This is a genomic window from Streptomyces halobius, assembly GCF_023277745.1.
GTDB lineage: Bacteria > Actinomycetota > Actinomycetes > Streptomycetales > Streptomycetaceae > Streptomyces > Streptomyces halobius.
Map to the genome: position 1 here is coordinate 3,136,082 of NZ_CP086322.1, position 21,280 is coordinate 3,157,361.

General features: G+C 68.0%; 23 protein-coding genes, 1 tRNA gene and 1 pseudogene. 2 read left to right on the top strand and 23 right to left on the bottom strand.

Annotated elements, in window-relative coordinates:
• Window positions 1-7 precede the first annotated feature (7 nt).
• From K9S39_RS14290 to K9S39_RS14310, 5 genes are read right to left on the bottom strand one after another with little or no spacing between them, the layout of a single operon-like run.
• On the bottom strand, window positions 8-415 hold the full coding sequence (locus K9S39_RS14290; RefSeq protein WP_248863726.1) for a phage tail termination protein: 408 nt from the start codon (window positions 413-415) through the stop codon (window positions 8-10).
• Window positions 412-693, bottom strand: coding sequence for a DUF5403 family protein (locus K9S39_RS14295; protein ID WP_248863727.1), 282 nt, complete (start codon window positions 691-693; stop codon window positions 412-414). The genes K9S39_RS14290 and K9S39_RS14295 overlap by 4 nt, the downstream gene beginning before the upstream one ends.
• Window position 694: 1 nt before the next feature.
• Complete coding sequence (locus tag K9S39_RS14300; protein ID WP_248863728.1) at window positions 695-1,018, bottom strand: hypothetical protein; 324 nt, start codon at window positions 1,016-1,018, stop codon at window positions 695-697.
• Window positions 1,015-1,386, bottom strand: coding sequence for a hypothetical protein (locus K9S39_RS14305; protein WP_248863729.1), 372 nt, complete (start codon window positions 1,384-1,386; stop codon window positions 1,015-1,017). Before K9S39_RS14305 ends, K9S39_RS14300 begins: the two co-directional genes overlap by 4 nt.
• A gap of 8 nt (window positions 1,387-1,394) precedes the next feature.
• Window positions 1,395-2,318 carry a P22 phage major capsid protein family protein gene (locus K9S39_RS14310; protein ID WP_248863730.1) on the bottom strand — a complete coding sequence of 308 codons (924 nt, stop codon included), beginning with the start codon at window positions 2,316-2,318 and terminating at the stop codon, window positions 1,395-1,397.
• Window positions 2,319-2,656: 338 nt separating this feature from the next.
• Here K9S39_RS14310 and K9S39_RS14315 point away from each other — a divergent pair, with 338 nt between their 5' ends.
• Complete coding sequence (locus K9S39_RS14315) at window positions 2,657-3,145, top strand: hypothetical protein (protein WP_248863731.1); 489 nt, start codon at window positions 2,657-2,659, stop codon at window positions 3,143-3,145.
• A gap of 140 nt (window positions 3,146-3,285) precedes the next feature.
• Here the strand turns inward: K9S39_RS14315 and K9S39_RS42085 are convergent, their stop codons facing one another.
• The 5 genes from K9S39_RS42085 to K9S39_RS14340 all read right to left on the bottom strand — a co-directional run bounded on the left by K9S39_RS42085 (window position 3,286) and on the right by K9S39_RS14340 (window position 8,888).
• Window positions 3,286-3,795 carry a hypothetical protein gene (locus K9S39_RS42085; RefSeq protein WP_283112318.1) on the bottom strand — a complete coding sequence of 170 codons (510 nt, stop codon included), beginning with the start codon at window positions 3,793-3,795 and terminating at the stop codon, window positions 3,286-3,288.
• A gap of 14 nt (window positions 3,796-3,809) precedes the next feature.
• A complete protein-coding gene (locus K9S39_RS14325; RefSeq protein ID WP_248863732.1) occupies window positions 3,810-4,700 on the bottom strand; it encodes a VG15 protein in 891 nt (296 codons plus the stop codon).
• Between the two features lie 91 nt (window positions 4,701-4,791).
• Entirely contained in the window at window positions 4,792-6,219 is a 1,428-nt protein-coding gene (locus K9S39_RS14330; protein ID WP_248863733.1) for a phage portal protein, read from the bottom strand.
• Between the two features lie 561 nt (window positions 6,220-6,780).
• Window positions 6,781-7,851, bottom strand: a complete 1,071-nt coding sequence (locus K9S39_RS14335; RefSeq protein ID WP_248863734.1) for a terminase — start codon at window positions 7,849-7,851, stop codon at window positions 6,781-6,783.
• Window positions 7,852-8,459: 608 nt separating this feature from the next.
• Window positions 8,460-8,888 (bottom strand): phage terminase small subunit, encoded by a 429-nt coding sequence (locus tag K9S39_RS14340; protein ID WP_248863735.1) that lies wholly within the window; start codon window positions 8,886-8,888, stop codon window positions 8,460-8,462.
• 213 nt (window positions 8,889-9,101) lie between these two features.
• Between K9S39_RS14340 and K9S39_RS14345 the strand changes: the two genes are divergently transcribed.
• Entirely contained in the window at window positions 9,102-9,302 is a 201-nt protein-coding gene (locus tag K9S39_RS14345; protein ID WP_248863736.1) for a cold-shock protein, read from the top strand.
• 1,623 nt (window positions 9,303-10,925) lie between these two features.
• Here K9S39_RS14345 and K9S39_RS14355 read toward each other — a convergent pair.
• The 13 genes and pseudogenes from K9S39_RS14355 to rimM all read right to left on the bottom strand — a co-directional run bounded on the left by K9S39_RS14355 (window position 10,926) and on the right by rimM (window position 21,244).
• Window positions 10,926-10,997 (bottom strand) — tRNA-Asp (locus tag K9S39_RS14355).
• 402 nt (window positions 10,998-11,399) lie between these two features.
• The gene (locus K9S39_RS14360) at window positions 11,400-12,902 is read right to left on the bottom strand and encodes a recombinase family protein (protein WP_248863738.1); all 1,503 of its coding nucleotides are present in this window, start codon (window positions 12,900-12,902) and stop codon (window positions 11,400-11,402) included.
• A 116-nt stretch (window positions 12,903-13,018) separates the two neighbouring features.
• Window positions 13,019-13,768 (bottom strand): annotated as a pseudogene (locus K9S39_RS14365) (magnesium chelatase domain-containing protein); the annotation flags it as partial.
• Entirely contained in the window at window positions 13,768-14,088 is a 321-nt protein-coding gene (locus K9S39_RS14370) for a YraN family protein (protein ID WP_248868744.1), read from the bottom strand. The pseudogene K9S39_RS14365 and the gene K9S39_RS14370, both read right to left, overlap by 1 nt.
• A gap of 662 nt (window positions 14,089-14,750) precedes the next feature.
• Window positions 14,751-15,059, bottom strand: coding sequence for a DUF2469 domain-containing protein (locus K9S39_RS14375; RefSeq protein WP_003980220.1), 309 nt, complete (start codon window positions 15,057-15,059; stop codon window positions 14,751-14,753).
• A 38-nt stretch (window positions 15,060-15,097) separates the two neighbouring features.
• Window positions 15,098-15,634: an NUDIX hydrolase gene (locus K9S39_RS14380; protein WP_248868746.1), complete on the bottom strand. Its 537-nt coding sequence runs from the start codon at window positions 15,632-15,634 to the stop codon at window positions 15,098-15,100.
• 144 nt (window positions 15,635-15,778) lie between these two features.
• Window positions 15,779-16,519, bottom strand: a complete 741-nt coding sequence (gene lepB / locus K9S39_RS14385; protein ID WP_248863739.1) for a signal peptidase I — start codon at window positions 16,517-16,519, stop codon at window positions 15,779-15,781.
• A 54-nt stretch (window positions 16,520-16,573) separates the two neighbouring features.
• A complete protein-coding gene (lepB, locus tag K9S39_RS14390) occupies window positions 16,574-17,521 on the bottom strand; it encodes a signal peptidase I (RefSeq protein WP_406707932.1) in 948 nt (315 codons plus the stop codon).
• The gene (gene lepB, locus K9S39_RS14395; protein WP_248863740.1) at window positions 17,454-18,527 is read right to left on the bottom strand and encodes a signal peptidase I; all 1,074 of its coding nucleotides are present in this window, start codon (window positions 18,525-18,527) and stop codon (window positions 17,454-17,456) included. The genes lepB (K9S39_RS14390) and lepB (K9S39_RS14395) overlap by 68 nt, the downstream gene beginning before the upstream one ends.
• Window positions 18,520-19,284, bottom strand: coding sequence for a signal peptidase I (gene lepB, locus K9S39_RS14400; protein WP_248863741.1), 765 nt, complete (start codon window positions 19,282-19,284; stop codon window positions 18,520-18,522). Before lepB (K9S39_RS14400) ends, lepB (K9S39_RS14395) begins: the two co-directional genes overlap by 8 nt.
• Before the next feature lie 94 nt (window positions 19,285-19,378).
• Window positions 19,379-19,726, bottom strand: a complete 348-nt coding sequence (rplS, locus tag K9S39_RS14405; protein ID WP_248863742.1) for a 50S ribosomal protein L19 — start codon at window positions 19,724-19,726, stop codon at window positions 19,379-19,381.
• A 133-nt stretch (window positions 19,727-19,859) separates the two neighbouring features.
• Window positions 19,860-20,675, bottom strand: a complete 816-nt coding sequence (gene trmD, locus K9S39_RS14410; RefSeq protein WP_248863743.1) for a tRNA (guanosine(37)-N1)-methyltransferase TrmD — start codon at window positions 20,673-20,675, stop codon at window positions 19,860-19,862.
• Window positions 20,675-21,244: a ribosome maturation factor RimM gene (gene rimM, locus K9S39_RS14415; protein WP_248863744.1), complete on the bottom strand. Its 570-nt coding sequence runs from the start codon at window positions 21,242-21,244 to the stop codon at window positions 20,675-20,677. Before rimM ends, trmD begins: the two co-directional genes overlap by 1 nt.
• Window positions 21,245-21,280 lie beyond the last annotated feature (36 nt).

Sequence of the window (21,280 nt, forward strand, 5' to 3'; positions counted from 1 at the left end):
GGGTAAGTCAGATGGGCCGCGCGGTCACGCGGTACGTGGCCTGGAACCGGAAGAGGTCCGGTCCGGCCGTCGGTTCGCCGGTCCGGATCTCCGCCGGACCGCTCACGTCTGCAAAGCGGCTCAAGTAGCCGTCGGTGCCCCGGCACTGTCCCCGGCACGCGTCGGCCAGGACCACGCGCGCAACGCGGGCCAGTCGGGACGCTTCCCGCCGGTCCGTGGCCGCTGCCTGTACGTCGATCAGCGCCACGTCGATGCCGAGCGGGTTGGAGGAGCCTCCCGGCACCCGGCGGGCCACGATCAGCGGGAGTCGGTCGGCCCAGTCATCGGGCCAGGCCACACGGACCGTGGCGCCACTCAGGCCCTCGCGGAGGGCGTCGACCACCAGGGCGTCCACGTCGGGGAGTACCGGCCTCATAGGCCCGCCTCTATCGCGTGGATACCCGGCACCCAACGCCCGTTGGGCGCCACGTGGCCGTAGTTGATCGCGAACACCGCCGGGTCCTCCAAGGTCACCGTGGAGTCTGTGCGGTTCGTGCGGACGGTCATGCCGGAGGCAAGGGCCCCGGTGTGGCGGTGCGCTTCGACGACCGCCCGCACCCGGTCCGCCCGGTCCTCCAGCTCATCCGCCACGGCGTCCCGGACGCCGGGCAGGTGCGCCACGATGCTGTCCAGGTGGGGCTTCACCTCTGCCACGTCATCCCCGCTTTCGGATCGTTGCCACGTCGTGGGCCAGGCGCCGGGAGCCGCCGAAGTGCTGGGGCTCCCCGACCACGGCCCAGACGTGCCCGGCCCACTCGACGCGGGACCAGGGCCCGGCCGGGAGCGACCGCGAATAGACGCGGTACTCCGTCCCGGTCAGGTATCCCGGCTCCCCGCTTTCGTCCGTGGTGGCCGGGAGTACGCGGGCCCGGAGCGTCACCGGCTGGCCGGGGCCCGGTTTAGTGCCGCCGTAGCCGTCGTCCACGTCCACCGTGGGGTAGACCGTGACCTGATCCGGGCCGGAGTCCAAGAGGTTCACAGCGAACCCCCCAGAGACTCCACCGGCACCGCAAACACGCCGGACGCGCCGACGGCCGCGCGGATCAACCGGGCTTCACCGTCGGTGAGGCCGGCGCCAACGGGCAGTGATGCCGGAAGCTGGTACTGGTAGGCGCCTTGCAGCTCCGACCGGTACCCCTCCGGATTCCTCACCCGCCGCTCCGCAGCCGCCAGGGCGACGGCCACGACGATGGCCGGGGCCTTGGCCGGGTCGGGCCAGGCATCTCCGTACGCACGCACGGTGGCGGAGGCGTCCGCCAACGCCGCCTGCGCCTGCGCCCGCTCCTCTCCGACCAGCTCCCGCCCCAGTCGCTGTTCCAGGGCCGCTATGTCGGCCAGGGGAGTCATGCGGCCCCCTACTTGTCGGCCGGGGGCTTCGGTGGGGTCGGCATGTCCAGGCGGACCGCGCGGACCAGCTTCTTAGCGCTGCCGACCTTGTCCGTCATGACGTTGTATCCGGCGTAGACGTTCAGGATGGAGCGGTCCCGCAGCTTGGCCGCGTCGTAGTCGCGCACCCAGCGCATGGACAGGCCGTTGTAGGACTGGCTGGATCCGCTGGTGACACCGGCCGGAATGGCCGGGGCGCGGGTAGCCAGCACGAAGGCGGACGGGATGAACGCGTATGCGGCGCGCGGGTTGATGGCGTTGGATACCACCAGGTCGAACCCGGCCAGCCGGCCCAGGGTCGCCGAGCGGAGGGCCGAGTCCGAGCCGGACTTGGACACGTCGTTGATGCGGCCGGACTTCAGCAGGGCGGTTTCCACGTCCGCGCCCATCAGGATTGTGCGGCCCTCGGTGGGGACGTTTGCCTTGTTGAGCGTGGCGCGGGCGTCCACGATGCCCAGCCACGGGTCCGTCTCGTCCACGGTGACGGTGTTGGTGTAGTTGGCGCTCTCGATCATCGACGCCACGCCTGTGTCAATCGCCTTGGCCACGGCGTTGACCTGGGGCTGGAGAACCTGGGAACCGAAGTCCCGGATGTCCAGCGTTAGTTCCTCATCGGTGACCGCGATCGCCGAATAGATGTCCTTGTTGAGCTGGACCGTGGTGTAGTCCTCCGCCAGCTCGTCCAGGACGATGTCCGAGCTGCGGTCGTTGCGCCACTCGTATTCGCGGGCTGTGATGGTCGCCGGAATCCGAATCGTGACCGTGTCGTTCTTGGCGCCGGTGAAGTCGAACCCGCCGTTCGTCCACACCAGACGCGACAGAACCATTTCCCGCTCAAGAAGACCAAGGGCCGTAGCCGCGATCTTCTCGGACTTCAGAAAGCTGTTAGCCATGTGCTCCGCTCAGGGCTGGGGCCCCGGGCCAGCACGCAGCACAACCACCAAGGGCCCTTGGACATGAACCCTTGGTTTTTCTTCTTACGCGTTGAATTAGCGGCACTCTTATTGCCGGCGGCTGGCCAGCCGTGACGTTGTCGGCGTTCCCCCTTTTGGCGGGGGCGGTATCACTCGCTCAGGTGGCGGACAGTCGCGAATTAGTGAATCTCCCGCGTCGCTGCCTATGACGTGGTAACTGCCGGGCAGGGCGCATCCGAGGGCGCCCGGCCGCCTCAGAGCGACTGACGCGGGTGGACTTCGCACATGGTCGACACACATCCCCCAGGAGAAGAAACATGCCTACGACCATTCACCGTTCCGTGTCGGCCGCCGTGGCCGCGATCACGATGCCAGCCGCACTGACAGGCTGTTCAGCGGACGCCGAAGGCTCACCCGCCGACAACTCACCCGCCATGTGCTACGTCGACTGGGAGTTCACAGCACACGATGTGGCTCAGGGCAACAACCAGGCCAGACTCTACGCCAACTATTCGGGGGACGGCCTCGATTCCTCAAAGACACCCAATGAGCATTTCGGCAGGCACCAGAAATATTCAAAAGTAGGAAACTTCAAGTGCTCCGACGCAGCGAAAGCCTCACACTTCTATGTGTACTTGCTTAATCCGCGAGGCGATGGCAAATGGGGACTTGAGAAGATCAAGGCGGACATCCGCTTGCACAACGGTAATGATATTGTGCGCACTGTCACATTCACAAGCCCCGTGAAGGACGGATACTATCGCTGGAAGGATTGGCGCACATTCCCTTTCGACGGCTCCAAATAGCGTGACCTAATTAGGCGTTCCTGCCGAGGGTCAACCCGTTTAGCCATGCGCACCTTCGGGGAGAGCGCGGCCCAGCCGCAACCGAGGAAACCGAGGAAGTGTCGCACCCTGCCGATAATCCCCACGTAGGGACCGCGACATTACCGGCGGGCGCGTGGAATGCTCGCGGCCAGCTCCCCCGGATCGCTCGGGCTCGGAGTAGCCGAAGGGTCCAGGCCACCCCGGCCCACGCCATCTCCACGGTTGTGGAACAGCTCCGCCAGCGCCTTGGCGTCCGCTTCCCGGGTGTCGTCGTCAGCACCGAAGATCCGGGCCGCCAGCGCGTCCGGAAGGCTGTACTTGCGGGCCAGGCGCTCCCGCTGGAGTTCCGTTTCCAGCTCCGCCGCGCGGTCGGCCACCGTCTGGTACTCCTCCGGCGTCTTGGCCGCCTTCAGGGCCTCCGCCGTCTCCCGCGCCTTGACCCGGTAACGGGCTGCCTGGTCGCGGGCGGTCTTCAGCTCCGCGCGGAGGGCGTCGGCGTCCAGCTCCTGGCCGTCGTCCTGGCCCTCCGCTTCCGGCGTCTCCGCCTGGGCAAGGGCCCCCTTGCCGTCGTCAGACGGAACATGTTCCGTCTGGGAGTCCGTCGGGGTCGGGGTCGGGTTCTCCGCCATGTAGTGGCCTCCGGTCAATGTGATGATTCGATGTGGCGTCGCCAGGCTGCTCGCGCCTCCGCGCCTGCCTTGCCGCGCGTGACCTCCCGCCATTCCCGGTCGAACCGCCGGGCGTCGGGGGTCATGAAGTCGTTCCTGCTGAACACCGGGACCGTCTGGCAATGACAGCCGTAGTGGTACCGGGTCAGGTCTTCCCGGGAAACCGGGGGCCGCCGGTTCGCGCGGACCCGCCCGTCAGCCGATCCGCGAGGCTTCCTCCGCCCTCCGCCAGCTGCCGTGGCTTGGGACGAATAGATGGCGCCCCGACTGGCCAACATGGCGCAGAACGCGCACGGGTTGCCGTCGGTCACCCGGGCCCAGCCCACGGCCCGCCGGTCCCGTTTCGACGCCTGGTCGATCAGGTCCCGGCCGGCCCGCAGGGCCTCCCGGTCAGCCGCACCGGCGGACGTTCGCCCGGCGGTGTCCACAGCGTCCTCCAGCTCCTGGAGGAACCCGGCATCATCCAGCCTGCCGCGCGTCTGCTCGGTGGCCGCCTGGGCCACGCCCTGGCGCAGCTTGGCCGGTCCTTGGGAGACCAGGGACGCCACGGCCGCGCGGTCGTGGGCCTCCACGGGCTCCTCCGGCCAGTCGAACCCGTCCAGCCGGATTTCCTCGCTGTCGTCCGGCTCCGGCGTACGGATCGTGTCCGTCTGCGCCGCCCAGTCCTCCCGCAGCTCCCCGAGGGTCGTGGTCTCGCCCACGTGCTCCCCGGACAGGCGCGGGAGGGTGTGGCCGGTCTCCAGGGCCCGGTAGAGGCGGTAGAACGCCGCCGCCTGGTCGCGGGAGCGCCGCCGTTCACCACGGATCAGCGCCAGCATCCAGGCCAGCCACGCGGCCCCCGACTTCGCCAGGGATTGGGGATTCACGCGCGACCACTGGGCCAGGGACTGGGCGGAGACGCCCGCCCCAATGCTGGCTTGGGTCCGCCAGTGCTCATCCAGGAGGCCCGCCGTCGCTCTACTCAACGTCACCGCCGGCCAAACGCTCCGTGTGCGGCGCCGGGGCCACGGCGGATGCCATCGCGTCCGCCATGCGTAGGCCCGGGTCGTCCGCTTCCTGGATCTGCGCCCACTCCTCCACATCCCGAGCCGTCACCCCGGGGATGCGCGACCACATCGCGCGGGCCGGAACGTTGAGCATGGTCACGGCCTTGCCCAGCGCGTCCACCGTCTGGGCCAGCGAGCGGCTTTCCGCGTCCTTCCAGAGGACTTCAGCCCGGGGGTCCGGCTCCGCGCCCACCACCGTGGCGCACAGGAACAGGACCAGTTCCCAAGACTCCCCCATGGAGTGCTTGTACTCATCCACCGCACGGGACAAGGCCGACTCAGCAGCCGCCAGAGCCTCCGCGCTCAGATTGACCATGGCCCCCAACAGGTAATGGGGCGGGGTCTGGGAGAGCGCGGCCATGTGCTTGGTCCCCAGCTCGATAGCGTCCAAGAACCCCGACAGCGGAGTTTCGTCTAGCTGAGAGAACTTGGTGTCCGCGTCGGGCGCCACCAGGAACCGGCTCGCGTCCGCCTGAATCGGGATCACCTGGGGACGCCCGTTGGCGTCGTACAGGATCTCCCCGGTCTCGGGATCACGCCGGAACTCCGGCGCCAGACCGGAGATCGTCCGGACCTTGAACGACCCGAAGGTCTGGCTTACCAGCAGGTCAAACACCGTTTGATTGACCCGGTCCTGGATCGGGATCATGGGCTCTACAACGCCCGTGACCCGGCCCTCCAGGTCGATGTCCGGCGCGAACCGCACGACCGGGCACACGCCCATGCCGTGCGGACGGGACGCCAGCATCTTCGGGCCGCCCTTCCCGCCCACCAGGAGGTCATAGACGTGGGTGGCGTCATACAGCCACGCCCGCGCCTCCACGCCCTCCGCGTCGGGGACGGTCTCCACCTGGAGTGCCCACAGCGGGAGCGCGTCGGCCGCCGGGTCCTCGTACGAGGCGTACAGCAGACGCGGGGACACGCCCCGGATGACCGGTCGGGCCGGGTTCGCCGGGTCGCGTAGGACCGTGGCGAACGCCTGGCCGTAGGTGAGCGCTGCCCGGTGGACCGGGGTCTGGCGGGCATCCATGCGGTTGTCCTGCCAGGCCCGCCACTCCGCCGGAGTCTCTTCCGGGGCGTCCCCGTTTGGGCCGGCGCTCCGGCGGTAGCCGTCCACGGCCATAGCTTGGGACGGTGTCTTGACCAGGAGCGGCAGCCAATTGGAAATGGCCCGCTTGGCCAGGAGCTTGTATTCCTCCGTGGCACTTCGGGGGATGTAGGGCCCGTCGTGCTCGCCACACATGTACCGGTCTATTCGGTCCAGCCGCTCACGGTCCGCACGGAGCCGGGAGAACCCGATCTCCGCTCGCTTCGTCGGGGAGACGGTGGTGTCGGTCATGTGCTCCCTTCCGAAGGGTAGTCAGTTTCATGGAGATCACCTCGTTCCGTCTTCGGCCTGTTGCGGCCAAGACGCGGCGCGAGGGGGTGGGTGGCGCGGAGTGTCACCCACCCACCACGCCCAAGAGGCGGCCAGTGCAGAGTGCGTGTCGGCTGGGGGCGTACCCACGACTGGAACCGGAGGCACTCATGACACAGATGGCAGAGATTTCCCAGCAGATGAGGCAGTGCATCGACATGTGCCACGAGACGCACACCATGTGCGGGCAGGCCATGCAACACGCTCTCGCGAAGGGCGGGCCAATGGTGGAGCGCCAAATGATGATGGCGCTCATGGACTGCGCGGACATGTGTTCCATGTGTGCGGACATGTGTATGCGGCAGTCACGTATGGCACCGCAGATGTGCAAGATGTGCGCGGAAGCGTGCCGTGCGGCCGCCGACGCGTGTTCGAGGTTCGATGACCCACAGATGAGAACCTGCGCGGAGATGGCAAGGAAGTGCGCCGACATGTGCGAACAGGTGGCGGCCATGGCCCGCTAGCCAAGCGCCCTCCCGAATCTCAGAAGAAGTACACGGCCCCCGAGCGTTCGGAGGGCCGTGTCTTGCCGGATTCGATGAGTCGGTGTCTCGCCAGGTCGGCCAGCAGCGTGGCCGCGTACGCGTCGATCTTGTGGGCGGACTCCCGGTTGGCCTTGCCGAAGGACAGACCGTAACGGTTCGGCCGACGCCTGGTGTTCAGCACGTGCCGCCGCAGCGTGCGCCCCAGGGGAATCGTTTCTCCAAGGTGTCGCACCTGGCCGTTCTCCACGGCCGACACCAGCCGCTCATTGGCCAAGGTCAGTTCCTGGAGGCCGCCGCGCATGTCCCGACCTACCGCAGATTGCGGAGACGCCTTGATCACCAGGCGGTCCCGGTAGTCCTCCGACCACGCGTCGACGTAGCTCTCCCAGAGCGCCACATCCGCGTGAAACGCCTGAACGTCGTACCGCTCCATAGCGTTCCGAACCGCGCCGTCCACGACCTGACGGTCAACCTCCCAACCATCACCGGCCGGGCCGTCGGGCCGCTCCCACACGCCCAGGGGAATGATCAGGCGATCCCGCACGCGCATGGCCACCAGGGCCGTCGCGTCGTCGGTCCGCCCGCCATCGAACCCGAGGGTCACGGCGTCGCCGTCCTCCAAGCGGTCATCCACGGCGCACTCGTCCCAGTCCTCCGGGCTGATCAACTGGTCCTCTGCCGTGACCAACTGGTTCAGGAACATCCGCTGCGACCGCGAACACGGCATGTGGCCGGAGTAGATGGTGGAGACGATCCACTCCACGTCCAGCCAGTCCGCGTCACCCCGCGCCGCGAGGATGCCGGCCCGGAGTTGGTCCGGGTCCGCCAGGTCCACGGGCGGTGACTCCACGCTGTCGTAATACATACCGGAGTCCCGGGACTTGCCCTCTGACCACTTGCTCCAGGCATGCCATGTCTGCTCCGCCACGGAGTCCTCCCCGGGAAGGGGAGCGTTCGTGATCTCCATGGTTCGGGCGCCACCGCCACGGCTCTTGCCGACGTTGCCCGCGATGGTCATGGCCATTTCGTGGCCGCCGTTGGACGAGATCCAGTGATGGGTCTCGTTCATCACCACGAAGGTGGAGCGGTAATCGGCCGCCCTCCAGCGCGCGGGGCGAGCTGGTGACGGCCTCAATCACCCCGCCCCCGCTGGAGTAGATGATCTCCTTACCCAGGTCGATGCCGTATTCAGCGATCAACTCCGGGGAGAACATGCCCGGGAACAGGCGCATCGTGTTACGGGTCTGGTCCTTCGACACGGCACAGACCTGAACCCACGGCGCCGGGTGCGGCACCGCTATCGGGGTCCCGTCCTCCCGCCATCCGCCGAAACGGCACGGGCCGATGAACTCCACAGCGCAGATGGCCGCCAGGAACGGGTCCTTCCCCCAGCCCTTCAGGCGCCGGATGGTGCCCTGGCGACGAGTGAAGTTGCCCGCGTCGTCAATCTCGAACCAGCGGAGGACTATTCGGACCTGTTCATCCGTGAACCGCCACGGTGTACCCGCGTCGGGCCCGTCCGGTTGAAGAAGCCAGCGGGAAGTCCACGCCAGCACGTCCCAGCCCAGAGTCCGCGTCTCGTCCGGCACGGTGTCCGGCCACGTACGGACCGGTTCAAGCGTTTGGGCCAGCAAGGCATCACCTCCCCCTCGAATTCAGGGAGTGACGCCACTCCAGTTACTTGTCTGCTGCGGCTCTCCGGTACGTCTCCATGAGCGTCACCCGCGCCGCTTCCGCCGGGTCCTCCCCGCCGGCCTCCCGCTCCAGCTCCACGCGCGCCCGTCGCCGGGCGCCCTCCGTGGTCAGAAGGTCCGTCATCGCGGACATGACGCTCTGGAACAACTGGGCGGAGAAGCGGCCGGAGATGAGATTCCGGTTCATGGCCTCAGCGACGTAGTACGCCGTCGCCCAGTCGCTGGCCTCGTAGAACTGCGATTGACCGGACTCGGCGAGCGACGCGTACCAGTCGGCTGCGATCGGGTGCCAGTCCTCAGCAGCCGGCGGGGGCTCAGGGGCCGTGCCGCCAGAGGCCTTCACCAAGTCGGGGCCGTCGCTCTTGTTACGCCTGCGGCGCCGATCGCTGCGCTTCGGGACGGGGCCCGGCATGGTGTCACCTCCCAGGGCTATCCGGCCCCGAAGGGCGTTCACATGGTTCACATTCGCCATCAGCTGACCGCCCACGGCATCACTCGATTGGCCCATGCGGACCTGCCGCAGACCGAGCACCGTGAGCCAATGGGCGGGTAATCCATCCCGACTATCGGGATCTTGCGTGTCACATCAATGCGCTCAAGCATCACTTAGCAGAGAGGCACGACCATGCCTGAAGGCACCGTAAAGTCCTATAACCAGGATGAGGGGCACGGGTACATCGACCCCGGCGACGGATCGGAAATCTTCGTCCACTACAGCGCAATCATGTCGAGCGGCTACCGAACCCTGAATGAAGGCCAGAAGGTCACATTTGATGTCGCGCGAGGCCCGAATGGCGTGCAAGCGATGAATGTTCGTGTCGCCTGAAGCCGAATCCAGCCGAAGAGGATGGCAGACTGGGATTCGTTCACCGGCCGAGGACAACCCGGTGAGCGAACGGCCAGCCCACTAAGGGTTGTGACGACCCTGGAACCCGTACAGAATCCGAGCCGCTATCACGCTTCGGTCTTTCAGTCGATCGGAAGGGGGGCACCCCCGGGCCAAAATGGTTGGCGCGGACGGAACGCCAGCGAGTGCACCAGCACCTTGCTCCACTTGGACGACAGCGGCAGCTTCCGGTTTGCCAAGCGCGTACCGTGTCAAGGATGATCAATGCGCATTGCAGGTGTGCATGGCTTCCCTCGCCTCCGTGAACCTCAGGCCTTTCGGAGGTGGGGGAAAGCCCGGCATCCCATGTCTTTTCGCCGCCATCACAGTTCCCCAGGATGCCGATCTGCCGGCCTCTGCCTGGACACCCGCCTCCTCCGTGCCGCCGCGCCCTCCGCACTCGACTTCCGCGCGTGATGCCACCGACACAGAGACTGAAGGTTCGCCGGGTCGTGGTCGTCGCCCGGGACGATGTGGTCCACGTCCGTAGCCGGCGCCGTGCACCGCGCCCCGGTGTCCCGCAGCAGGGTCACGCACTGGAAGCCGTCCCGCTTCAACACGGACAGGCGCCGGACCGACCAGTCCGCCGGTAGGCGGAAGCGTCGGTTGCTGCCGTGCCAGAACATCGCAAATCCTTTTTCGATACCGTCAGTTAGCTACGCGACAGGGTCGCCCGCAGCGTCCGCCAGCCCGCGTCAGCTCGCAGCGGGGATGCTGCAAGGGCTGTTAGACGCACCCGGTACAGTCGGGGAGACCCATGAAAGGGGGTGTGATGGAACACGGACAGGGCTACTACGTCCCCAGTGAACTCCCGCGCCAACTAATCCTGGATCTCTCCGCAACGGAGCATTCCCTTGCGGACTGGCTCCAACGACCAGTCACGGACCCGGCAGTCGGTAGCGGTGACTTCCTGCGGGCTGCAGTAGTCGATCTCGACAAGCGCTTTGAAGCCCTCGTGGCCTCTTGGGGGGACTGCTGCATAGTCGTCGAAGCCAAGGCCCAACAAGCCCGAGCACGTAAGCGTGTGTGGTGTGCTGCCTTTGGTCTTCGTCTGGCCAAGACCACAGCACAGCGACGCGACGCCGCACGTGAGTATCTGGCAGCACTCGCCGAGTTGGTCACCCAACTCCTTCAGTTTCTCGCCGGAGTTCTGCTTCGACTGCTATCCCGAGCACTCGGGCGTATGCGCGCCGCGGACATTCCGGTGTGGCATCCCGAACCCATCGAAGAGTCACCACAGATCGCACCCAGAGGCCCCAACTGCGTTTTCCCCGTGGACACCTACCGGGGCGGGCATCACCGCAGCGCGCTGGGGAGCGCCGTACTCGCTGCCTGAGTGACCCGCCGACCGTCAAAGGTCGGAAGGCTTATACACCGTGTTCAACCTGCTGGAGACGGCCCCGTGGGGCGCCGTGCTGGCCGTTGCTGTGCTCGTAATCATCTTCTCTGGGCTGACCGCTCTTGCGCGAGCCTTGTGGCCCCAGAACTCCAAGGATAGGAAGGAACTGTGGCAGGAGTGGCGGCGTCGGAAGTAGCCCGACCGCTGGTGCGGTTGAGCGCAAGCGACCCCGGCCGGAATTGAACCGGCGGCCACCCGATCGACAATCGGGCGCTCTCCCACTGAGCTACGGGGCCAGACGCTCAACCCCCGCGCGGCATCCCGGAGGAGAGAACGGGGCGCGCGGGAGGAGCTGAACAGGCGCGGCGTTCTCGCCTCCACGTCAGACGCTGGAGTCCGAAGCGCGGGACCTGTCTCTATATGCATTAACTGGGGCCCGTGACACCCACGTTCGCCACCAGTCTGGTCTCCGCCCCCTGGGGGCACAAAAAGTGTCCTCCACTCCTTCTTTCTCTAAATACCTCACACAGAAAAAGAAGGTTCCTAGGACACTTTTCCTGCCCCCAACCGTCACGCTCCGCTTGGCCAGCAGGAGCACACAGTGAGGGAGTCGAGCCCCGGCGGGCCCGACTCCCTCACTCGGTGACGCGCGTCTCAATCCTCCACGTCGTACATGATCGCTTTCCGGCTTCATCCGCCTAGAGTGCGTCGTCGGCCAGTGCCTCAAGTTCCGCGCGCAAGGTAAGGGTGTCCGGAGCCGCCGCAATAGTGACCCTCTCCGGGCGCCACGTACGGGCTCCGTACGCCGGATCCACAGTCACTTGGACTCCGAACTCCAAGAGGAGCAACCGACGCTCTGCCGTGTCCCCCGCACCCCACTTAGAGGCCACTGACTGCCCCGTAGGGCGCTTCTCCCAGCGTTCGGGCTCGATGGGTCGAGCCTTCAGCTCTGCGAGCCTGTCAGAGCGCCCCTGAAGCTGCGACAGGATGGCGTCCAGGGCGGCGCCTCGGAGGCTGGCCGTTCGGGCGCTCAGCTCCTCCACATCCGTCTCCAGCTCCTTGATCTCCGCTACATGGTCAGCCCCGCCTACGCGGACACGTTCCATGTACTCCGCTCCTCCGAAGTTCTCCAGGAACCACTCTTCCACCATGGCCTCCACCTTTTCGGCATTGACCGTGACGCCGGGACAAGGACCCGTCTCCCGGAGCTTCTTGGATTTGGCGGCCATGCAGTTGTAAACATCCATACGTTTCGTCTGCGGGGCGCTCTCCGGCTTCGGCCGTTTCAAGTCGTAGCCGTACTCCCGGCTGTTGTAGTACAGCGTGGGGTCTTCACACAGGCGACATTGCGCGACGTGGAGCAACAGCGTTGCCTTGCGGCGGGGCCGCCTCGGGTTGGTCGCGTTCGCGTCCAAGGCGGCTTGCAGGGCGAACCACTTCTCATCGCTCACAAGTGCGGGCCCCACGCGGATCGGTTCACCGTCCGCGTCGCGCACCACTCGCCGGTCCTTCCGCTTGCCTTCCACCCGGTAACCCCGAAGGACCGGCGACCGTAGAAGTTCGTACAGCGGGGCGTACGTCCAATCCGACCGGACCATCGGCGGATGCCACGTGCCAGCCTTGGCCCGCCGGTAGTCCATCGGGGACAGGTGCGGACTGTTGTTCAGCCGTTCAATCTCGTTGGTGAGGTGATGACCTTCAATAAGCCGGTCGATCAGCTCTTCGAGCACCTGGGGGGCTTCGTCAGGGTCAACATCCAAGTACTTACCGCCGTCGGGATGCGGCACTATGACAAAGCCATACGGCGCGGCTCCCCCCAGCCAACGGCCTTGCTGGCGGAGCGCTACCCGCGAACGCAGGATGCGGGAACGGATGGTCTCGCGCTCCATCTCGGCAAAAGCAACCATGATCGTCGTGACGAAGCGGCCATAAGGTGACGTAAGGTCACACTGGCCCTGTACGTCCGCCAAGGTGGACCCAGCGCTGGTCAGCATCTCCACCAGTTCCGCAAAGTGAGCTGTGACACGTGAGAAGCGGTCCACTCCTCGCGCCACGACCACGTCCACCTTGTCTAGGTTTGCCAGGATCTCCCCGAAACCTTCTCTGTCGGCGGGTCGCACGGAGCCGGACACCCCGTCGTCCACGGCCACGAGGACCACGTCCCAGCCGCGCAATTCACAGAACTTGCGGTCGTCGTCCAACTGCGTCTCGACAGATGTGCTGTCGTCGGAGTCGCGCGAAAGCCGGGCGTAAATCGCAGCTCGCAGGCGCTGGCGGGATGGTTCCACGGGGTCCTCTCCTGATTAGCGTGTTGCATCTTACTCAGACACTCCGTACCCTCTCCGGGCGGGCCCTTGAAGAAGATGTGGTGGCGTCCGGCGGCGGCTACCTCCAGGGCTCGGCGGGCGTTGTGCTGGCCTGCGACGTCGGCCAGGTCGAGCGTGCGGTCTCCCGGTGGCAGGCCCGAGCCGATGCCTGTGCCCGGTACGACCAGGCCCGCCATGAGCGGGTCGGGGCGGCCTCCTTCCAGGGTTTCGTCCTCATCGGGGACCGGTTCGTCGGTGAGGACGGCGATGAGCTGGCGCAGACTGCGGACGCCGAGGACGGAGATGCCCGGGACGAGCGATGCCTCGGCGGCAGTCTGCTCCGGCACGACGACCTGGCGGTACCCCGCATCGGCGGCGGCAAGGACGGCGGGCAGTACGCCGCGTACGGGGCGCACCCGGCCGTCCAGACCGAGTTCGCCGATCATCATCAGGTCGGTGAGTTCGCGCGGGTCGAGGCGCTCGGCGGCTCCGAGGACCGCGCAGGCCACGGCCAGGTCGAAGCCGCTCCCGCTCTTGGGGACGGACGCCGGGCTGAGCCCGACGGTGAGTTTCTTCTGCGGCCATTCGGCGCCGGAGTTCGCCACCGCCGCGCGCACCCGGTCTTTGGATTCGACCAGGCTCTTGTCGGGGAGTCCGACCAGGGTGAAGTTCGCGACGCCGGGCTCCAGGTCGGCCTGGACCTCGACGACGACGCCTTCGACACCGACCAGGGCGACGGAGCAGGTGCGGGCGAATCCCATCACGCCACCCCCCGTACGTGTTCGACGACGGGCGCGCCTCGGGCAGGCAGGAGCACGCCTACGACATCGATGCGTACTCCGCCGGGTGGCGGGCCTCCGTGCCGTTCCAGCCAGTGTTCCGCCAGCAGTCGTAACCGTTCGGTCTTCTCGGCGCATACGGCCGCCATGGGCTGGCCGTACGGCCCCACGCGGCGGGTTTTGACCTCGCAGACCACCAGCGCATCGCCGTCAGCGGCGACGATGTCGATCTCGCCCTCGCGGCAGCGCCAATTGCGGTCCAGGATCCGCATCCCGCTCTCGCTGAGCCGCCGGGCCGCCAGGTCCTCGCCGTAGCGGCCGAGCGCACGCCGAGGGTCGGCCGGTGCGGGGACGGGAGCGGGGGTGGGAGCGGGAGCGGGAAGAGACGCGGTCTTCGTCCGCGCTTCAGGCTTCCTCCGGCGTTCGGCCTTCCTCCGGCCTTCGGTCTTCCCCCGACCCTCGGTCTTCCTCTGCCCCCCGGCCTGCGTCACGTCTCCGACCCGCGTCGGTTTCCCGGCCCCCCGGCCGGCCTGCATGGCGTTCATGCGGCACCACCTCCGGCACCGACTCTGACGCCCCTGCCCGGATCTATTGGATCTTGGTGGATAACCGGCTGGTTGTGGACAACTCCGTCACCCGCAGGTGGCCCTCCTCAGGTGGCCCTCCACAGACGGCCCCGCAAACGCCCCAGCGGCCGACATGGCGACCAGGAAAGAACCTCAGCGCACGCCATCGCTCCCAGGCCAAAGGCGCCGGATCACGTCTCTCATCTGGAGCACGCCGGTCACCTGCACCACGCCAGCCACACGACCGGCCCCGGCAGCCCGGCCGTCAGTTCGTCAGCCCCACCCGGCAACCTCATCGGGCCCTGCCCATCAGCTCGGCAACCCCACCCGACAGCCCCGCCCGTCAGCTCGGCAACCCAGCCCCGCAGCACCGCCTGGCAGCCCAGCTCATCAGCCCGTCAGCTCCCCGGAAGATCAAGGTCGCTCTTATTGAGCTCCTCGATATTCACATCCTTGAACGTCAGCACTCGCACCTGCTTGACGAACCGGGCCGGGCGGTACATGTCCCAGACCCATGCGTCGGCCATCGAGACCTCGAAGAACACTTCGCCCTGGACCGAGTGCACCTGCATCTCGTAGTCATTGGTCAGGTAGAAGCGACGCTCGGTCTCAATCACGTATTTGAACAGCCCGACGACGTCGCGGTACTCCCGGTAGAGCTTCAGCTCCATCTCGGTCTCGTACTTTTCGAGGTCCTCGGCGCTCATGGCAGATCCCCTTCAGCGGTGCGTCCCCCTATTGTGCGTCAGACCCTCTCGGTCTCCAGGAGCACCGGCGCACTCGGGGGCCCTTCGTCGAGCAGCGTGCGCAGCAGCTCGGCGAGTCTGGTCGGATACACCGTCTCATGCGACGCGGACAGTTCCTCCGAAGTCCACCACCTCAGCCCCGAGACGCTGCGTCGCTCCAGGTCCGTGTGGCCGCCGGTGTGCGTGACGGTGTGGTCGGTTCGTCCCAGGTAATACCATTCATCCTGCTCCCAGCGCCGCCCGTCGAACGGGAAGGAGCAGCGGCGTTTCCACAGAACGGGCCCGATGACGGCGTCTGTGATGCCGGTCTCCTCGGCGAGTTCGCGGCGGGCCGCCGCCTCGCGGGTCTCGGTGCCTTCCACGCCGCCGCCGGGGGTGAACCACCAGGTGTCCGTCGGGTCGTCCGGTTCGAAGCCGTGCAACAGCAGGATCCGGTCGTCGGGGTCGAGCAGGACGACACGTGCGACCTGGCGCACCTCGGCCGGCTCCTCGTAAGCCGCTCCCGGGCCCGCACCCACGCTCGGGTCCTGACTCATGCGATTGGTCATGCCCTGACTCACACCCTGGCTCGCACCCGGCTCACACCCCGACTCATCCCCTGCATCATCTCCCCCGGTCCGGCGCCCCGGCCCGGAGAGCCCGCGACTCGTACCGTCGTCCGCATCCTCCACGCCCGGCCCCTATCCACGACGCCTGCGCGCCTTGCGCCGGGCGATCGGCCCGTAGGCCGCGCCGACGAGGACGAGGACCGCGCCAACGAGGACGGCGAGAGTGAGGGGCTGTACCGGGCCGGGCCGGGAGGTGCCGCCCGGCAGCTCCGTGAATGCCGCGGGGCGCTGCATCACGCCGATACTGCCGAGCGGCCAGGCAAGGGCGTCCACCCGGGCCTGGACGGCGCTGCGCGGGACCGAGCCGTGGTCGCCGTCGGTGAGATGGCCCCGGGAGTCGAGGGAGTCGCTGCGGTGATCGCCGAGGAGGAAGAGCTGACCGGCGGGCACGGTGGCCTTGAAGCCGACGGGTGAGGCGGGTCCGTCGCCTTGCAGATACGGTTCCTCGACCGGGGTTCCGTTGATGGTGAGACGGCCGCCCTTGGTGCAGCAGGCGATCTTGTCGCCGCCGACACCGACGACACGCTTGACCATCGGCATATCGCCCCAGACCTTGTCCGTGAAGACGACGACGTCGCCGCGGCGGATCGCGGGGCCGTCGACCCTCTCGGCCAGCACCCGGGCCCCGGCGGAGATCGTCGGCGACATCGAATCCGTCGGGACCGTGTACGGACGGTAGACCAGCGCCCCCCAGACGAAGCCGCCGAGGAACAGCGCACAACCGAGGGCCACAGCGAGACCGGACAGCACACTGCCCGTGGTCCGGCCGCGGGCCGTGTGCTGTCCGGTCTGGCGTTCCGTGCTGCAGCTCATCCCAGCGCTCCCACCCCGCGGGCACGGCCCGCATCGAAGATCTGGGACGGCACCCTACCTGGGGGTACGTTCCCCGGTCAGCCTTCGGCGGCGCCACAGAACGATCGGCACGGCGCCGGCGAGCCCCAGCGCGGCCGGAGCCGCGGCCAATGTCTGGTTGATCCCGGACTGGTCGAAGGTACCGGGCACCGGGAGGGTCGACCAGCGGTTGACGGGCCAGGCGATGGTGAAGGCGCGGCCGACGACCTCGTTGGCGGAGACGGTGCCGCCGCCCTCGAGGTTCTGGTGGTAGCGGGAGTCGAGGGAGTCGTCGCGGTGGTCACCCATGACCCAGATCCGGTCCTTGGGGACGTGGATCGGGCCGAACGGGCGGTCGCCGCAGGGCGTGGCGCCGGGGTAGACGTAGGAATCCTCCTTGAGCGCCTTGCCGTTGACCTTGACCGGGCCGGTGCCCTTGCACTCGACGGTGTCGCCGCCGACCGCGATGACCCGCTTGATCAGGTCCTTCTCCTCGGCGGACGGCATCAGGCCGATGAAGCTGAGGACCTTCTGGACGGGGTTGGGCTCGGGCGTCGGCGCCTCGTTGAGCCAGCCGCCCGGGTCGTGGAAGACGACGACCTCGCCGCGCTGCGGCTGGGACCCGAACCACGGTGTCAGCTTGTCGACGAGGACCCGGTCGCCGCGCTGCAGGGTGTCCTGCATGGAGTCGGACGGGATGGAGAACGCCTGCACCAGGAACGTTTTGATCAGCAGCGCGAGGAGCAGGGCGATGCCGATGAGGATGGGCAGCTCTTTCCAGAAGGCGCGGGGCTTCTTGGCCTTCTTCACGCTGCCGCTCTCCTCCCCGTCCGCGGGCTCGTCGGGCTGTGCTGGCCCCTGTGACTGCGGCTTCGACTTCGACAGATGCACGGAACTCGTCGCCGGGTCGGGGGTCTTACCCTGCCCCTCCGGCTCTTCGGGCTCTTCGGTTCCGGACCGCGCACCGACCGCCAAGTCCCCCACATCTGCTCCTCACTCCGCGCCTTCGCCCGCCCGTCAACCGGTGCAGGCCCACCACTCCCATAACGAGCGGGAGTTCCGCAGGGGTCGGGAGTACGGTCAAACTCTCGGGGGACAGCCTATGCGGCGCTCCGGCCGCCGACGTCTTCGCGCCCGGCGCGTCGCGCACACTCGTGAAGGTGTCGTTCTGTTCGAGACGTCGCCAGTGGCCGACGGGCCAGGCGATCACGGTCGCGCTGCCGACGACATTCTCCACCGAGACGGTGCCACGGTACGGCTCGTCCAGGTGGAAGCGCGAATCGGCGGAGTCGGAGCGGTGGTCTCCCATCACGAAGATCCGCCCGACGGGGACGGTGACGGTGAACCGCAGCTGGGAGGGCGGGTTCCCGGGGTGCACGTACGGTTCGGTCAGCGGGGTGCCGTTGACGGTGACGCGGCCCTTGGTGTCACAGCACTTGACGGTGTCGCCGCCGACCCCGATGACGCGTTTGATCAGGTCCTGTTCGTCGGCGGACGGCAGCAGCCCGATGAACGCCATGAATTCCTTGAACTGCTTGGCGACCGGCCCGTCGTCGCCGATCCGGGCCTTCTCGGCCGGCGGCAGCCAGCCTCCGGGGTCCTTGAAGACGACGACGTCGCCGCGCTCGGGCTTCGAGCCGAACCAGGGCGTGAGCTTGTCGACCAGCACCCGGTCGCCAATCTTGATCGTCTGCTCCATGGAGCCCGACGGAATCACGAATGCCTGGACGAGGAAGGTCTTCAGGACGAGGGCGATGGCCAGCGCCACGCCGATGAGAATGGGGATTTCCTTGAGGTAGGAGCGCCGCCTGCGGCGTTTGATGCGCCGCGCCTGGCGGCGTCGCTCGGCCCGCCCGCCGGTCGCCGGGCGGCTCCCGGACGCGCCGTCGGCACCGCCCGGCTCCCCGGGGCCGGCATGGGCGCGGCGGCTGCCGTGGCCATGCCCTGTGGCGCGCTGAGCGCCGTGCCGGGGGCGTCCGCGTTTACCCATGGGGGCCTGCCGGCGCGGGTATCCCGTCGTAGGACCGCGGGCGGTCGAGGGTGGTCCAGCGGCTCACCGGCCAGCTGATCCAGTCCGCCCGGCCGATCACCTTGCCGACCGGGACGGTGCCGCCGCCCGGCTGACCGAGATGGTCGCGGGAATCACTGGATCTGGCGCGGTGGTCCCCCATGACCCACAGCTTTCCGTCCGGCACCACGACGTCGAATTCCACCGAGGACGGTGCGTCCCCCGGGTGGAGAAAGCCCTCGGCCACGGGCTTGCCGTTCACTTTGATCCGCCCCCGTTTGTCGCAGCAGGTCACACGGTCCCCGCCGACACCGATCACACGTTTGACGTAGTCGGTCTCGGCGGGCCGGGCCAGGCCCAACGCGGCGCCGGCGCCGCGCAGCAGTCCCGTGACGGGATTCTCCCCCGACTCCCTGTGAACGAACGACCCGGTGCCGTCGAACACCACGACATCGCCCCGGCGCGGCTCACCCCCGAAGCGGTACGCCAGCTTGTTGACCAGCACGCGGTCCCCGATCCGCAGGGTGTTCTCCATGGAGGAGCTGGGGATCAGAAAGGGCTGCATCACAAAGGTGCTGAGCAGCAGGAGAAAGGCCAGACACAGTGCGAGGAGGGTGACCGGCCGGCGTCCGAGGCCGGTGAAACCGGCGAGGAAACGCGCGGAGCGCGACCGCTGCTCCGGCCCCGTGGTGGGGACGGGAGAGTGGTCGCGCTCCGTGAGCTGTGCGTCGGTGTCCATCGGGTCCCGAGCCTATCCGGCCGGGTCCGGACACCCGACGTGAGCGTCGCCAGGCGTTGCCCGGCGCAAAAAAAATCGCGTCGGGCGCCGCGGCTCAGCTCTCGCGCTTCTCCTTGATCTTCGCGGCCTTGCCGCGGAGCGCACGGAGGTAGTACAGCTTGGCGCGACGCACGTCACCGCGGGTCACGACCTCGATCTTCTCGACGATCGGGGTGTGCACCGGGAAGGTGCGCTCGACGCCGACGGAGAAGCTGACCTTGCGGACCGTGAAGGTTTCGCGGACGCCGGCGCCCTGACGGCGGATGCACACACCCTTGAACTGCTGCACACGGGAGCGGTTGCCCTCGATGACGCGGACGTGGACGTTGACGGTGTCGCCGGGGCGGAACGCCGGGACGTCGCTGCGCAGCGACGCGGAGTCGACGGAGTCGAGAAGGTGCATGACCTGCTGCTTTCTTCGCTGATGCCACAGGTCATCAGCGGAATGTCGTAAGGAGTGTTTCGGCTGCCGTTCCGTCGGGCGGGCGTCGTTCCCCCTGTGGCAGGGGCGCGCGCCGGACGCACACAGCAGCGGCTCATTCTTCCACGGCCTCGCTCGTCCGCCCAAATCGGCCGTCCGTTCCCTGCGACCAGCCCAGTGTCGCGAGGATGTCGCGGTCCTTCTTGTCGAAGGCGGCGGGGTCGGCGCGCTCGATCAGATCGGGGCGGTTGGCGGCGGTGCGGCGGAGCGCCTCGTCGCGGCGCCAGCGGGCGATCTTCCCGTGGTGGCCGCTGAGCAGCACCTCCGGGATGCCGCGGCCGCGCCACTCCGGGGGCTTGGTGTAGACGGGGCCTTCCAGGAGGTCGGCCATCACCCCGGGGGCGAAGGAGTCGTCCTGGTGGGAGGCCGCGTTGCCGAGGACGCCGGGCAGCAGCCGGGCGACGGCCTCGACCATGACGAGGACCGGGGCCTCGCCGCCGGCCAGGACGTAGTCGCCGATGGACACTTCGCGGACGTCGCAGCGGTCGCCGTACTCCTCGATGACGCGGCGGTCGATGCCCTCGTAGCGGGCCGGGGTGAACACCAGCCAGGGCTGGGCGGAGAGTTCGACGGCGAGCCGCTGGGTGAAGGGCTTGCCGCTGGGGGTGGGGACGACGATCACCGGCCGGGCGTCGTCCGCCCCGGACGCGATGACGGAGTCCAGCGCCTCCCCCCAGGGCTCCGGCTTCATGACCATGCCCGGCCCGCCGCCGTAGGGGGTGTCGTCGACGGTGTGGTGCTTGTCGTGCGTCCAGTCCCGCAGGTCGTGGACGCGTACATCGAGCACGCCCCGGGCGCGGGCCTTGCCGACGAGGGAGACGTTCAGCGGCTCCAGGTACTCGGGGAAGATCGTGATGACGTCGAGCCGCATCAGCTGTCCTCGTGCCCGCCGGCACCGCGCCCCTCAGCGCCTTCGGCGCGGACTGCCTGGCTCTCGTCGAGCAGGCCGGGCGGCGGGTCGATCACTGCACGCTGCTCATCGAGGTCGATCTCCGGGACGATCTCGCTGACGAACGGCACCATGACCTCGCGGCCGTCGGGCCGCTTGACGACCAGCAGGTCCTGGTAGGGCAGATGCGAGATCTCCAGGACGCGGCCGACGACGGTGCCGTCCGGGGTGACCACATCGAGGTCGATCAGCTGGTGGTCGTAGAACTCCTCGGGGTCCTCGGGGACTTCCGCGGGGTCGACCTCGGCGATCAGCAGGGTGTTGCGCAGCGCCTCCGCGGCCGTACGGTCCCGGATGCCCTCGAAGCGCAGCAGCAGCCGACCGCTGTGCACCCGTCCGGCGGCGATGGTCAGCGGCCCCGCGGCGGGGGGGTCGGTGGCGAGGACGGCGCCCGGCGCGAGCCGCAGCTCGGGCTCGTCGGTGCGCACCTCCACCGTGACCTCGCCCTTGACGCCGTGGGCGCGGCCGATCCGCGCGACGACCAACTGCACGTGCTCTCCTTTGCGCCTGAGCCGGCGCCGTCCCCC